At 69.8% G+C, this 12,495-nt stretch carries 14 protein-coding genes; 7 read left to right on the top strand and 7 right to left on the bottom strand.

Annotated features, from left to right (window positions below):
- Positions 1-70: 70 nt before the first annotated feature.
- The gene (locus tag ACIRPX_RS24110; protein WP_404198107.1) at positions 71-1,141 is read right to left on the bottom strand and encodes a tetratricopeptide repeat protein; all 1,071 of its coding nucleotides are present in this window, start codon (positions 1,139-1,141) and stop codon (positions 71-73) included.
- A 243-nt stretch (positions 1,142-1,384) separates the two neighbouring features.
- On the opposite strand from ACIRPX_RS24110, the gene ACIRPX_RS24105 reads away from it, so the two are divergent.
- Together ACIRPX_RS24105 and ACIRPX_RS24100 are read left to right on the top strand one after the other, a co-directional pair.
- Positions 1,385-1,951, top strand: coding sequence for an ATP-binding protein (locus tag ACIRPX_RS24105; protein WP_404198104.1), 567 nt, complete (start codon positions 1,385-1,387; stop codon positions 1,949-1,951).
- A 287-nt stretch (positions 1,952-2,238) separates the two neighbouring features.
- The gene (locus tag ACIRPX_RS24100; protein WP_404198101.1) at positions 2,239-2,568 is read left to right on the top strand and encodes a hypothetical protein; all 330 of its coding nucleotides are present in this window, start codon (positions 2,239-2,241) and stop codon (positions 2,566-2,568) included.
- Positions 2,569-2,978: 410 nt separating this feature from the next.
- Here ACIRPX_RS24100 and ACIRPX_RS24095 read toward each other — a convergent pair whose 3' ends face one another.
- The gene (locus tag ACIRPX_RS24095) at positions 2,979-3,758 is read right to left on the bottom strand and encodes a GntR family transcriptional regulator (protein ID WP_404198135.1); all 780 of its coding nucleotides are present in this window, start codon (positions 3,756-3,758) and stop codon (positions 2,979-2,981) included.
- A gap of 163 nt (positions 3,759-3,921) precedes the next feature.
- Here ACIRPX_RS24095 and ACIRPX_RS24090 point away from each other — a divergent pair, with 163 nt between their 5' ends.
- The 4 genes from ACIRPX_RS24090 (at position 3,922) to ACIRPX_RS24075 (ending at position 7,423) form a co-directional block, all read left to right on the top strand.
- Entirely contained in the window at positions 3,922-4,269 is a 348-nt protein-coding gene (locus tag ACIRPX_RS24090) for a hypothetical protein (protein ID WP_404198132.1), read from the top strand.
- Entirely contained in the window at positions 4,269-5,570 is a 1,302-nt protein-coding gene (locus ACIRPX_RS24085) for an FtsK/SpoIIIE domain-containing protein (protein WP_404198129.1), read from the top strand. The genes ACIRPX_RS24090 and ACIRPX_RS24085 overlap by 1 nt, the downstream gene beginning before the upstream one ends.
- Positions 5,567-5,764, top strand: coding sequence for a hypothetical protein (locus ACIRPX_RS24080; protein WP_404198098.1), 198 nt, complete (start codon positions 5,567-5,569; stop codon positions 5,762-5,764). The genes ACIRPX_RS24085 and ACIRPX_RS24080 overlap by 4 nt, the downstream gene beginning before the upstream one ends.
- Before the next feature lie 297 nt (positions 5,765-6,061).
- Complete coding sequence (locus tag ACIRPX_RS24075) at positions 6,062-7,423, top strand: replication initiator (protein WP_404198127.1); 1,362 nt, start codon at positions 6,062-6,064, stop codon at positions 7,421-7,423.
- A 118-nt stretch (positions 7,424-7,541) separates the two neighbouring features.
- Here ACIRPX_RS24075 and ACIRPX_RS24070 read toward each other — a convergent pair whose 3' ends face one another.
- Positions 7,542-8,981: a recombinase family protein gene (locus ACIRPX_RS24070; RefSeq protein WP_404198095.1), complete on the bottom strand. Its 1,440-nt coding sequence runs from the start codon at positions 8,979-8,981 to the stop codon at positions 7,542-7,544.
- A gap of 289 nt (positions 8,982-9,270) precedes the next feature.
- Here ACIRPX_RS24070 and ACIRPX_RS24065 point away from each other — a divergent pair, with 289 nt between their 5' ends.
- On the top strand, positions 9,271-9,438 hold the full coding sequence (locus tag ACIRPX_RS24065; RefSeq protein WP_404198093.1) for a hypothetical protein: 168 nt from the start codon (positions 9,271-9,273) through the stop codon (positions 9,436-9,438).
- A gap of 343 nt (positions 9,439-9,781) precedes the next feature.
- Here ACIRPX_RS24065 and ACIRPX_RS24060 read toward each other — a convergent pair whose 3' ends face one another.
- The 4 genes from ACIRPX_RS24060 to ACIRPX_RS24045 all read right to left on the bottom strand — a co-directional run bounded on the left by ACIRPX_RS24060 (position 9,782) and on the right by ACIRPX_RS24045 (position 12,476).
- Positions 9,782-10,252, bottom strand: coding sequence for a DUF6099 family protein (locus tag ACIRPX_RS24060; RefSeq protein ID WP_404198090.1), 471 nt, complete (start codon positions 10,250-10,252; stop codon positions 9,782-9,784).
- A gap of 188 nt (positions 10,253-10,440) precedes the next feature.
- Positions 10,441-10,800, bottom strand: a complete 360-nt coding sequence (locus tag ACIRPX_RS24055) for a nucleotide pyrophosphohydrolase (RefSeq protein WP_404198087.1) — start codon at positions 10,798-10,800, stop codon at positions 10,441-10,443.
- Positions 10,797-12,011, bottom strand: a complete 1,215-nt coding sequence (locus tag ACIRPX_RS24050) for an AAA family ATPase (RefSeq protein ID WP_404198085.1) — start codon at positions 12,009-12,011, stop codon at positions 10,797-10,799. The genes ACIRPX_RS24055 and ACIRPX_RS24050 overlap by 4 nt, the downstream gene beginning before the upstream one ends.
- A 75-nt stretch (positions 12,012-12,086) precedes the next feature.
- Positions 12,087-12,476, bottom strand: a complete 390-nt coding sequence (locus ACIRPX_RS24045; protein ID WP_404198082.1) for a cell division protein SepF — start codon at positions 12,474-12,476, stop codon at positions 12,087-12,089.
- Positions 12,477-12,495: the final 19 nt, after the last annotated feature.

The following is a 12,495-nucleotide window of genomic DNA, read 5'->3' as shown; positions in this document are numbered from 1 at the left end:
GGAGCTTCGTTGCGTACGGACCGGGCCGACCGCGCATCGTCATACCGTCGCGACCTGCGCACTCACGTGATCACCGGGACTTTGAAACCGCCCTGCGCATGGGGGAGATCTCGGTTCCGTCGGGGCCGGTGCTGATGCGGATGACGGATCGGGCGTGGGTGGCGGCGCGTTCGTCGTCGCCGAGGAGACGGTAGGCGTCCATCTCGTAGAAGTCCCACTTGTCAGGGTCGATGATGAAGTGGTGTTCGGGATGATCAGGCTTGGGGAGGCGGTCCAGGCGGGCGCGTCCGGCGTCCAGGGAGTCACGGACCAGGCGGCCGTCTCCCATGCGGGCTGCGGCGCGGGCCTTGTGAGCGTAGAGCTGGACGCCGACGGAGTGGGTCTGGTCGGCCATGTGTCCGGCCTCGACGGCGGCGAGCATGTCTTGCCAGCGGCACTGGGTGAGGGCGAACCATGCCTCGATTTCCCATGCCCATGCCCTGATTTCGCCGTGTCCGGCTTCCTCGCCGATGCGGAGTGCGGCGGCTTTGCTGAGGTTGGCGGCTTCGCGCTGGCCTCGATCGTACTGGACGCACGCGTTGAGGAGGAAGAGCCATCCGGCGTCCACGAGTAGTTCGCGGTGCTGGCGGAGGGTCGTGCGGCCTTCGAGCTGCTTAGTGACGTAGTGCAGGCCGTTGCGGGTGCGGTCGTGGAGATAGTCGGCGTCGGCGTACGGGTAGGCGCGCGCCAGTTGGTCGATGCCCTGCTCGATCGATTCCAGGGCGGCGCTGTTGATGCTGGACATTTCCGTGCGCCGGAGCATCTCGGCGACGTCCCAGAGTCCGGCTCCGCCCTGGGCGATCAGGGCGCTGGGGTCGTCGGGTGCGGATATGGCGGCCGGTCGGTTCTGCTCCCAGGGGCGTGGGGCGAGTCCTGCGAGGTGGCCGGGGATGCGTAGTCCGTCCACCACTTCGAGGATCTTGGAGTACTGGGTGATCCGGGGGCGTGCGCCCTTGCCGTCGGTTTCCGGGCGGGCCATCTTCCCGATGTGCTCGCGCTTGTAGTTGACCGCTTCGGCGATCTTGGCGTAGCTGATGTGCCCGTGGATCTTGGCGAGTCTGAAGACCTCGCCGAAGTCGTGGCTGGCGATTGCGGATCGCACGTCTGCGCGTTCCAGCACGTGCGGCGGTAGAGCTGCCGGTGTGGGTGCAGCTTCGGTCATCTCACTTCCCCATTGTGATTGACCTGCGTGTTGTGGTTTCGACCGTGCCTTGTGCCTCTCGCGAGTGTACCTACGAGGGGGGTCCCCAAGAGGGGGGAGCGACGGGCGGGACTTGGCGTGCACTCTCGGGTCACCCTGCCGGGAGGGGCTCGGCGGGTGTGACCAGAGACGGTGATCCGTGTCATGAACGCGAGCGAAGCGCGACGGCATGAGCGGGTGATGGGAGACTTAGACGCGTTCACTCACTGGTTCGCGGCGCCGGATCCGTCGGCGGGCGGGCGCTACGTGGCCTTGACGCTCTTTGCGGAGTTTCCGGATACCGCGCACGTTGCGCGTGACATGACGGTTCAGCTCCTCCGGGGCTCGGGTGCGGCGCAGATCGTCGACGATGCCGAGTTGGCGGTGTCCGAGTTGGTGGGCAACGTCGTGAACCACGCGGTGCCGGAGCCCTGCCTGTCCCGTCCCGGCGGCAGTCGGCGCATTCACGTCACGTTCAAGATCTGGCCGAAGTGGGTGTTCATCGGCGTGACGGATGAGGACTCGACTCCTCCCGTGCTTCCCCTCGGTGACACTTTCTCGCCTGGGCTGATGGGCGAGTTGGCCGAGGCTGCCGTTCCCGACAGCGGTCGTGGGCTGTTCATCGTTCAGCGGCTGGCGGCGGCGGTGTGGTGCACGCCGGAAGACCACGGTGGCAAGACCGTGTGGTGCCGCTTCGACCTCGACAGCGGTCCTGGAGGCCGTACGCCGTAATGATCTTCGGGCTGTCGTTTCCCCGCTGGACCCTCGGGGAGGAATGGGCGACAGTCCGGGGCCGAAGTGGATGCCTCCGGTGATAGGGGCGTGGTTCCCCGGGCCTACACGTCGGGTTCCCCACTCGACATCACCCGGGGGCCACGCTTCACAACCTCATACCGAGACCGGACCACCCCCGCGCCTGGCAGCAACCGGGGTGGTCCGGGAGGGGACACAGCGATCCCCGGTGCCTGATGGTACCGGGGCCGTTGTGCTGCGTATTCGCCCTGGGCCACAGAGAGTTGATGACCTGTTACCTCGATTGGAGCGGCAAGGTGACTGGCGCGGGTGCGGAGTGGCACGGCGATGGCCTGGGTGTGACGGGCGCGGAGTCCGGAATGTGGGTTCGTGGCGTCGACTACATGCCCGGCTGGCGTGAGGCTCGGGAGGCGGCCGATCAGATGAACTTGGCCTTGCTCGGCGCAGAGTTCGAGCCGTCCGAGTTACGGGCTGTGGCTGCGACGGCCGAGGACGGGCGGGGGCTCGTGCGCCTGATCGGCACGCCCGGTGCCGTGATTCGACTCGCCGGGCTCCTGGAGGAGAGCGCAGAGGGCATCAACGGTGGTGCGCTGTGAGGCGGGTTTTCGCTGGTGAGCGGTGCGCTTGGGCACGTCGCCGGCCGGAGGGACTTTGGGCGGGAGCTGCCATGGGGCGAGTGAACAGGGGGCCCTACGCTGGCCCGGCGAATCGGGCAGGCACTGGTGCTGCCCGCGTATGTGCCCGATGGGCCCCCTGTTCTTCGAGGCTCGCCCCATGGTGGCTGCCTAAAGTCCCGGAGGCCGTCGACCCCCAGCCCCGCGGGCCCCTGCCCCCGGCGGCCGGTCGACGCCTCGACTCCTCGGGTGTACCGCGGGCGGGGGCGTCGGGCGACCGGGCGGGACCGGCGGCCACGCCGCACGCCCGGCCGGGGCGGCCGGGCGGCCCGGCGCGCCGCAGGCGCGCCCTTGAGGAAGTGAAGGCGGTTTCGACCGATGGCCGTTGCCGCTCAGGTCCGGGTGCGTCGCGCGGGCTGCTTGTCGGCGGTGATCCGGTAGGCGAGTGCGGCACGGTCTGCCCCGAAGCGGAGCTCTTCGAGGAGCAGCGGGCGGTCGTCGGCATCGTGCGCGACGCGGGTCACGTGCAGGACCGGGGTGGCGTCCGGGAGTCGGAGTGCGGTCCGCTCGTCGGGCAGCGGCATGCGTGCGCCTACCGTCTCGGCCCAGGTCAGCTTGTGCCCGGCCTGGGTGAGCACCCAGTAGATCGCCGCCGCAGGCTTGCACGGCTCCTTGCCGAGCAACGGCACGGCCTCGGCGACCTCGAACGGGATCAGCGTGCGGTGCATGCTGCGCGTCCCCGTGCTGGGGTCGACAAGAAGGCGGTCACATCCGAACAGGGCCTCTTCTGTGTCAAGTTGGAGAAGGCGGCCGGTGTCCTTCGTCGTGCGCGTGCGGTACGTGCTTGGCTCCTCGGTCTCCTGCCAGATGTCGCCGTTGGGCATGACGAACTTGCCTTCGGTGGTGCGGCTGATGCGGCGCTCGATGGTGAGCACGGGCTGTCCGCCGGCCCGTACGAAGCTGCCCTTGCCGTGCCGTACGTCGATGAGGCCTTCCGCGCGCAGTGCTGCGATGGCGTTGCGGACGGTGGGGCGGGAGACGTCGTAGCGGGTCATGAGCTGGGCTTCGGATGGCAGCAGGGAGTCGGGGGCGAACTCACCGGACAGGATCGCTTCGCGGATCGCGGCGGCGACCTGCTGGTACAGGGCTCCGGGGCGCTGGATCTCTGACATCTCGGCATCTCCGGTGAAGTCGTAGGCACGTCGCACGCGCGACATCACTCGTCAGCATAAGTAGTTGCACGGGCGCCGTACAGCACTTCATAGTCGTAACTCGTAAGGACAAGTGACGTCAGCATCAGAGCTGGCGTCCCAACTGGCCAAGGAGGCCGAAGAAATGCAGTCCATTCCCGTGGACACGGCGCGGCTGGGCGTACTGCGGTGCGCCATCGCGCCTGAGGCAAAGCTCTCCAACCCCGAGACACAGGAGGTGAAGAGGGACCGGGACGGCAACCCGGTCTGGACCGTCGCCGTGACCGTGCGGCAGGACGGTCGGCGGATCTCCGTCATCGAGATCGCCGTGAGCGGACAGCCCAAGGGGATCGAGGAAGGACAGGTCGTCCGTGTGACCGGGCTGACTGCGTTCATGTGGGCGATGGGAGACCGGCACGGCGTCAGCTTCCGCGCGGACGCCATCACGCCCGTGCACGGCACGGCCGCGCACAGCAAGGGCGGTGAGGCGTGATGGGGCCGATCCTGCTCGCTCTCGTGCTCGCCGTGCTGGCCTGGGTGCTCGTCGTCGGTGACCTGGTGCGTCGGCACCGGCCGGCCTGGCACTGGTACCTCGTCGGCTACCCGGTCACCGTCTGCCGGGTGCTGACGACCTGGCGCAAGGTCACCATACTCAACGACCTCGCGGTCTCCAAGCGTCCGCCCCGCGGGCTGCTCGGGGACCTCATGGTCAAGGGCGATCCGCTGCGCCCGATCACTCCGCGGCTGTCGTTCCCGCGGGCCACCCGGCTGGGGCTCACCGTGATGGTGCGGCTGCACGCGGGACAGACCCCCGCCACGTACATGAAGGCGGCAGACGCCTTGGTCCACGCGTGGAAGGTGCACGCCGTGCGGGTGACCTCGCCGGAACGCGGCACGGTGCTGCTGACCGCCATGGCCAGCGATCCGCTGGAGCGGCCCGGCTTAGCCAGTGCTCCCGCTGAACTGCTGTCCGCCCTCATCGGGGCGCTGGAGACCGGCGGGGCCTGGGTGATGAACCTGCGGCTCATGCCGCACTGGCTCATCGCCGGGGCCACCCGGTCGGGCAAGTCCACCCTGCTGGCCCGGCTGATCACCCAGCTCGCCCCGCAGCCGGTCGCCCTGGTCGGCATCGACTGCAAGGGCGGCATGGAACTCGGCCTGTTCGCCGGGCGGTTGAGCGCACTGGCCACGTGCAGGCGTGAAGCGGTCGGCGTGCTGTCCGCGCTCGTCGTCGACATGCAGGACCGCATGCAGACGTGCCGCGCGGCCGGAGTCCGCTCGATCTGGGAGCTCCCCGATCCGCTGCGCCCGATACCGGTGGTCGTGATCGTCGACGAGATCGCGGAGCTCTACCTCTCCGACGGCACCCGTGAGGGCAGGACGGAAGCGGAACAGTGCTCCACGCTGCTGCTGCGTCTGGCGCAGCTCGGGGCCGCGCTCGGCCTGCACCTGGTCGTCGCCGGCCAACGCGTCGGCTCCGACCTCGGCCCCGGCGTCACCGCCCTGCGCGCCCAGCTCAGCGGCCGCATCTGCCACCGCGTCAACGACCCCGGCACGGCGGAAATGGCCTTGGGCGACCTCAACAAGGACGCCGTGGCCGTCGCCCAAGCGATCACACCCGATGAACGGGGCGTGGCCGTGTGCACCGGACCGGACGGCGGCTGGAGCCGTGCCCGCTCTCATCTCACGCCGACCGAGGAGGCCGTAGCGATCACGAAGAAGTACGCGGCCACCACTCCCACGCTGCCTGCCCTGCACGGCGCCGTCGAGGTGCTGGAAGGAGACGACAAGTGATCAGCGAAGGAACGGCGTTCACGTTCGCGGTGATCTTCGGGATCATCACCGTCCTCCTCGTCCGCTCCCGCGACGTGCGCGCCTGGGAAGCGGTCTGCGTCGGCCTCTTCGGCGTCTACCTCGGCCAGACCCCCGTGGTCTTCACCATCCACGGCCTCGTCACCTGGCTCATCACCGGCTTCTCCCACACCTGAGCAGAAAGGACGCACGGCCATGCCTATGCCTCGCGTGAGGTGCCCGCACTGCAAGGGCGACGGAGCCCGCAAAACCTGGACCGGACGACTGCGGCGCTGCCGCGTCTGCCGGGGCACCGGAACCATCCGCTGACCAGCAATCCCAACCGACCTCGCACGCAAGGGAGCGATCCCCATGACGGACAACGCGCCGCCAACCATCAACCGTGCCGCTGCGGCCCACCCCGGAAGGTCACCACCATCACCCCGGACTTCACCCCGGCAGACAGGCGCGCCGCCCTCGACCACGCGGCGCGCCTGCGTCAGCTCCCTGAAGCAGACCGCGACGCCATCCGCCTCGCCCAAGACCCCAAGTTCCCCCGCCTGTTGGAGCAGATCACCGCAACCGGCGGCTGCGCCCACCCCATCCACCTGTCCGGCTCCACCACCACCCTGGACGGCACCACCGGCGAGATCCTGAGCCACTACGACACCCGCAACGAACCCGGCGAACGGCTCCTCGTGCGCTGCCGCAACCGACGCGCAACCGTCTGCCCGGCCTGCTCCCGCCTTCACGCCGGAGACACCTACCACCTCGTGCGCGCCGGGCTCCGCGGTGGCAAGAACGTCCCCGACTCGGTCCGAGAGCGACCCCGGCTCTTCGTCACCTTGACCGCCCCGTCTTTCGGCCCGGTCCACCATGCCGGGGAGCTGTGCCGCCCCCGCCGCGACGGCGGAACCTGCGAACACGGACGGCTCCTCGGCTGCGGCACAGTCCACACCCCGGACGCTCTCGCTGTCGGCCAACCGCTGTGCCCTGACTGCTACGACCACCCTGCGCACGTGCTGTGGCACGCGCACGCCTCAAAGCTGTGGGATCGGTTCGTGATCGACGTCAGGCGGCGCCTGGCCTCCTCGGTCGGCCTCGTGCAATCCCGCTTTGCTCGGCACGCGCGGCTGTCCTTCGCGAGGGTTGCTGAGTACCAGAAGCGGGCGGCCGTCCACGTGCATGCCGTGGTTCGCCTCGACGGCCCCAACGGACCCGGCGACGAACCCCCGGCCTGGGGCACCGCCGAACTGCTCGCCGATGCCGTGTGCGCCTCCGCCCAGCGGGTCCTGGTCCACACTCCCTACAGCCCGGCCGTAGGTGAGCTGGCCTTGCGCTGGGGCACCCAGGTCGATGCCCGGCCGCTGCGCGCCGACGACGACGGACCCGATGACGATGCCGTGGCTGCGTACGTCGCGAAGTACGTCACCAAAGGCGCGAGCGAGACGGGCGCCGGCACCGACCACCCGCTCACCACCTGGGCCGACATCGACGCCGCAGGGGTCGGCAAGCACGTGCGGACTCTCATGCGGGCCTGCTGGCGTCTCGGCGGACTCTCGGAGTTCGAGCACCTGCGCCTGCGCTCCTGGACACACACGCTCGGCTACCGGGGCCACATCCTCACCAAATCCCGCGCCTACTCGACCACCTACGCAGCACTCCGCGCCGAACGCGCCCACCACATGGGCCACGACGACATGCCCGACGCGGTCACCGAACGGCACTGGCGCTACGTCGGCTCCGGCCACACCCCCGGTGCCGCCCTCATCGCAGCCGGAGTCGCTGATGACATAGCCGTCCTCCGAGAGATCGTTCGAGAAGAAATGGACTGGTCCGGGGGTAGCGGCCTTTGAACCCTCGCGAGGAAGAGCGGGCCCGATGGGTGAAGAAGCAGACTGCCAAATTCCCGACCCGCTTGGGACCGAAGAGCGCAGAGCGCCTTGCTCGGCTCCTCAGTCCCAAACCGGAACGCTAGTCCCACAAGGGGGCAGGCTCGATCTCGATGCGGTCCAGGTCGAGCCCCCTCCCCATTTTCTTGGCCGGATGGATGATTACCGCCGAGAATAGAAAGCGGTAAATGGCATTCATGCGTGCGTAATTCCTCCCCTTCTCAAGCTCTGCCCACGCTTTACGGGCGTCGGGTCCTGCGATTCCTTGTAGCACAGCCACCGGTCGTTGCACGGTACGGCGCTGGCGCTCTTTCATCCGGTCTTCGATTGCCCGGCGCATCGTCCGGTATTCAGAGGTGGGAATCTCCTTCGCAAGCCACATCTGGTTGAGTTCCTGAAGCTGCCGGGCGTCGTCCTCGTCGGCCTTGACATCGGTTTCCGGCCGGGAAGTGGTTGCGGGCTTGTGCCCGGTGACGTCTAGCTTTTCCAGGACTTCAAGTGCCACGTCCTTAACTGCCGCCTCAAGCGGGTCGGCGGCGATCACTCGCTGACACTTTCCCTCACCATTGAAAGCCATTCGCGTACAACGATAGTTCGCCTTGGCCTTGGTCTTGCTCCCGGCCATGCGTTGCCCACACGTACAGGTGGCAACCCCACGGAGCAGGTAGTAACGCTGAGGACGCTTTCCCTCCGCGTGCTGCGCGGCGCGGTAGGAACGTACTTCCTGCACTTCCTGCCACTGCCCAAGGTCAATGATCGCGGGCCAGTTCCCGGTCCCGATGTACTCACCTCGGTAGACCTGTATGCCCGCAAGGAAAGGCTGCGAAAGAAGATTGCGAATGTTGGTGCCTTGCCAAGTCTTACCTTGGGCCGTTGTGACCCCTCGCTCATGCAGATCCCTTGCCAGAGCTTCCGGTGATTCGCCGTCCAGGTAGCGGCGGAAAATATCCCGGATGACCTCCGCTTCCTCCTCCACGATTGCACGCCGGTCCGGCGTGTAACCGTAAGGGCGCTTGCTCATGTGAGGATCGCCCGCACGCGCCTTTTCCTCCAACGCGGAGACTATCCGCCGGGACGTGTCGTCCGAAGAGCGGCAAGCGTGCGCAACCTCGATGCGCAGAATGAAGCGATCATCGGGGTCGGAAAGATCCCTGCGGTTGGCCTGCCCGTGCAGCGTGATGTGCTGGTCATCGGCAACCGCGAGCAGTTGTTCCAGGTCCTTGGGCTGCCGCATTAAGCGGTCGGGGTGGTACACGAGAACGTGCCGGTATTTCCCCGTCGCCATGTTCTCCAGTAACTCGTCCCACCCCGGACGCTCGCGATTCCGACGCCACGCGGAACGGTTGTTGTCCACGAACACGTCAGCAACGTGCACGCCGAGACGATCCGCCGTCTCCCGGCAGATGCGCTCCTGCCGGTCCACCCCTGTCTGGTCCTCGTCGCCGGCCTGGGAGATCCGGCAGTAGATCGCCGCGTCTCCGCCGTCGGGCTTCGCCTGCTTGCCGTTCCTCGATTGCCTCATGCGAAAGAGTGTATGAAAGGGCCATGACATCGGTGAAGATGCGAAGATCCATACGTCCATCCTGCCCGCCCCGGGGCGGGCCGCGCGCACCGGCGGCCGCTGGCGCCCTCGTCCCCGGTCGGGTGAAATCCGTCAACGCCGCGCCCGGGGCCCGCACCCGCCAGTGACCGGGCCTTATGGCGATCGTTGGGCGTGCGGAGCCGGACCGCCCGGCGCCCGCGCCGGCCCGTCCTCGCCGGTGCGTCACCCGCATGGGCCTCGCCCGGGGCCCGGGGTCGAGGAGGCCGCCATGTCCGAAGAGTCCGTTCCGCAGCAGGGCGAGGGCACCGGCCGGCCCAAGGGGCTGCTGCAGCAGATGGAGGAGCTGATGGCGGCGCTGAACGCGGACCTGTCGGCACTGGACGCGGACCTGCAGTCGGCGGGGCGGGGTACGGAGGAGGGGGAGACCGCCTCCTGAGCGCGGCCGAGGCCGGGGCAAGACCCGGCCGGACCCGGCACCCACAGCTGAGCCCAGCCGGACCCGGCACCCCGACGGCTGGGCCCAGCCGGACCCGGCGCCCCAGCCGCTGAGCCCGGACGGACCCGGCGCCCCAGCCGCTGAGCCCGGCCGGACCCTGGCACGGCGGAGCCCGACCAGGCCCGGCTACGGCCGAGCCCGACCAGGCCCGGCTAGGGCTGAGCGCAGGCAGGCCCCTGTCGTGAACGTCCCGGCGGCCGCCCGACGGCCGGGCCCGGCGGTGTCCGGTGCGGCGTGAGCAGGCCGGGCGCGCCCGGCGGGCGCGGCCTTCCCGGTCACGGCACTAACCCGCCTCCCTCTCCGGCAGCGCCTCCTCCCGGTCCGCCAGCCTGCGCAGCATCTCCCGCACCCGGTCCCGCGATTCGTCCGCCGCGTCGATGGCCTCCATGCACTGCCAGTAGGTGCTCTCGTCGTCCGCGGCGCAGGCGACGCCCACCAGGGCGATGCTCACCTCGCCGAGCAGACCGCCGAGGCACAGGAGCGTCTGGTGGGCGTCGCCCAGGTCGGTGAGCTGGGCCGCGCGCAGCTCCTCGGTGGTGAGGCGGGGGGTGTCCAGGACGCCGCAGCCGCGGCCCGCCAGTTCGGTCAACCCGAGTGCCTCGCCGCGTAGTTCGGGCGGGCCGGCCACGGCGAGGCGACTGCCTATCGCCTGCGCCAGGGCCTGCGCCTGCCATACCTCCGTCATGGTCTCCGGCATGCCGCTGCTCCCTGTCAGGGCACGTCTGCTCGTCCCGATGAGCCGCACAGCGTCCATGCGCTGCCCCCGTCCGTCCCGACGCGCTGCCCACGCGTCTGCCCGAACTCCGTTGTCCACTACCCAGAGTGAGGGTGCGTGGGACGAAAAGCCAGAGGAAGACTGAAATCTGCGGACAACAAATCGATTTCAGGCCGGAATTTGACTCCGGAGAGTGAAAGTGGACTGAACCACTCCTCACAACTGCCTTACGGCGCGGGGAATCTGCGCTCGTTGCGGTCGATCTTCGCGGCCAGCGCCGCGAGCGGATCGATGTCCAGCACCTCGCACAGCTGGAGCAAGTAGGCGAGCACGTCGGCGACTTCGTCCGTGACGCGGTGCGCGGTGTCCGGCTCGTCCATGACGCGGCGCGACTCCTCCGGCGTCAGCCACTGGAAGATCTCCACCAGTTCGGACGCCTCCACGCTGAGCGCGGCGACGAGGTTCTTGGGCGTGTGGTACGGCTGCCAGTCGCGGGCGGCCGCGAAGTCGGCCAGCCTGCGCTGCAGTGCCGCCACGTCGAGCGGTTCGCGCGGGGGGCCGCTCCGGGGGTCCTGGGGATCGTTCACGGCTTCAGGTGTACCACCGTGACACCGGCCCTCCCGTCCGCCCCGCGCCCAGTCGTCCCATCCGCCCCTCGCCCCTCCGCACCGCCCCCGTCCGCCCCGTCCGCCTCCTTGATCCACGAAGCGTCGCTGACCGCGGCCACGACGCGGATGTGGCCGCGTACGCCCATCCGCCCCGCCAGGCGCAGCAACTCCCGCCGCTGCCGCGGGTCGAGGCAGCGGTCGAAGCCGTCGGCGAGGACGGTGAGCGTCTGCATCGCCGCGGGCACCTCGCCGGCGGTGTCCACCTCCAGCACCCCCGGGCCGGTCAGCAGGACCAGGGCGAGGGCCAGGTACCTCAACTCGCCGTCGCCCAGGCGCCGCAGGGCCGTACGGAGGCCGTCGCCGCGGTCGAGCAGGGCCCGCACACAGCCGTCGCCGAGCGGCTCGGCGAGCACGTCGGCGACCGGTCCCGGGCATCCGGCGCGCACCGCGTCGACGAGCAGGGCGTGCCGCCGGCCGCACTCGGCGCGGGTGCGCCACAGGACGTCGGCGAGGTTGTCGCAGCCGCCGAGGAGCCGGCCGGAGCCCATCGGCACGGGGGCCCGCATCCGGCCCGGTCGCGGGTCGCAGGCGAACACGGACCGCAGCGCGACGACCATCTGCTCGGCGGCGGCCAGCACCCGGCGCTGCCCGTCGGTCTTTCCGGCCACGCGCAGGGGCAGCAGCGCGGTGCCGAGCCGGTCGTCGGGCAGCGGGGCGCGGGTCACGGGCGCGGAGCCTGCGGTGTGCCAGGCGGCCTGCACGGTCCGGCGGGAGGGGTCGCGCAGGGCGGTCTCCAGCAGCACCTGCCCGCCGGAGGTCAACCGCTCGCCCACGATGCGCAGTTCGGGCTCGGCCTGCACGGCGACATCGAGCCGGACCGGACCCTCGGGCCCGTCGGCGGTGCAGCCGATACGGAACCCCCGCCGCCGCTGCGCGTCGGGCCGCGCCCGGTCCGGGACGCAGGCGCCCGCGTCCGGGAACACCTCCCCCACGCCGGCGCCCCCGCCGAGGTGCGCGAGCGCCTCGTACGCCCGCAGGGCGGTCGTCTTCCCGCACCCGCTGCCCCCGGCGAGCACGGTGACGGGTCCGAGCCCGAACCCGGTCCGGCGGTGCCCTGCGAAGGCGGACAGCCGCAACTCGGTGAGACAGGGGCGGGCGGGGCCCGGCAGGTCCGGGGACGGCACGGTCATGTCCGGACCGTAGATCCGCTTCCGTACGGTGAACCGTTACGGCGGAGGGAGCTTCCCACGATCGGGGGACCGCGGTCACACGCCGGACATCCCGGCGCCCTCCATCAGGTCGGTGACCTCGGTGTCCGCGGGGGTGAGCAGGAAGACGTTGCGGTCCACGCGGTGCATGGCGCTCGCCAGGCCGAAGACGACGCCGGTGCTGAAGTCCAGGACCCGCTTGGCGACGTCGGACTCCGCGCCGGTGAGGTCCAGCAGGACGGGGATGCCGGCCATCAGGGTCTCGGCGACCTCGCGGGCGTCCGCGAAGACGTTCACCCGGAGCACCACGAAGCGGCGGCGCGTCTCCGTCTCCGCCTCGGGCATCGAGCGGTGGTCCACCGCGGACGGCCAGGCGTCGCGTCCCCGCAGCGGTACGACCTGCGCAAGGCCCGCCCACTGCTCATCGGTGACGTCGTGGCTGTTCACCGGCTCCCCCAACTGACTC

The organism is Streptomyces sp. NPDC101225 (genome assembly GCF_044767585.1).
Lineage (GTDB): Bacteria > Actinomycetota > Actinomycetes > Streptomycetales > Streptomycetaceae > Streptomyces.
This window is presented reverse-complemented; position numbering and strand designations above follow the sequence as displayed.

What these genes read in the sequence shown, in the direction of transcription:
- ACIRPX_RS24060 (WP_404198090.1), bottom strand. Translation starts at nt 10,252, where the DNA reads ATGGACGCTGTGCGGCTCATCGGGACGAGCAGACGTGCCCTGACAGGG.
- ACIRPX_RS24065 (WP_404198093.1), top strand. Translation starts at nt 9,271, where the DNA reads ATGTCCGAAGAGTCCGTTCCGCAGCAGGGCGAGGGCACCGGCCGGCCC.
- ACIRPX_RS24095 (WP_404198135.1), bottom strand. Translation starts at nt 3,758, where the DNA reads ATGTCAGAGATCCAGCGCCCCGGAGCCCTGTACCAGCAGGTCGCCGCC.
- ACIRPX_RS24100 (WP_404198101.1), top strand. Translation starts at nt 2,239, where the DNA reads ATGACCTGTTACCTCGATTGGAGCGGCAAGGTGACTGGCGCGGGTGCG.
- ACIRPX_RS24105 (WP_404198104.1), top strand. Translation starts at nt 1,385, where the DNA reads ATGAACGCGAGCGAAGCGCGACGGCATGAGCGGGTGATGGGAGACTTA.
- ACIRPX_RS24085 (WP_404198129.1), top strand. Translation starts at nt 4,269, where the DNA reads ATGGGGCCGATCCTGCTCGCTCTCGTGCTCGCCGTGCTGGCCTGGGTG.
- ACIRPX_RS24070 (WP_404198095.1), bottom strand. Translation starts at nt 8,981, where the DNA reads ATGAGGCAATCGAGGAACGGCAAGCAGGCGAAGCCCGACGGCGGAGAC.
- ACIRPX_RS24050 (WP_404198085.1), bottom strand. Translation starts at nt 12,011, where the DNA reads ATGACCGTGCCGTCCCCGGACCTGCCGGGCCCCGCCCGCCCCTGTCTC.
- ACIRPX_RS24090 (WP_404198132.1), top strand. Translation starts at nt 3,922, where the DNA reads ATGCAGTCCATTCCCGTGGACACGGCGCGGCTGGGCGTACTGCGGTGC.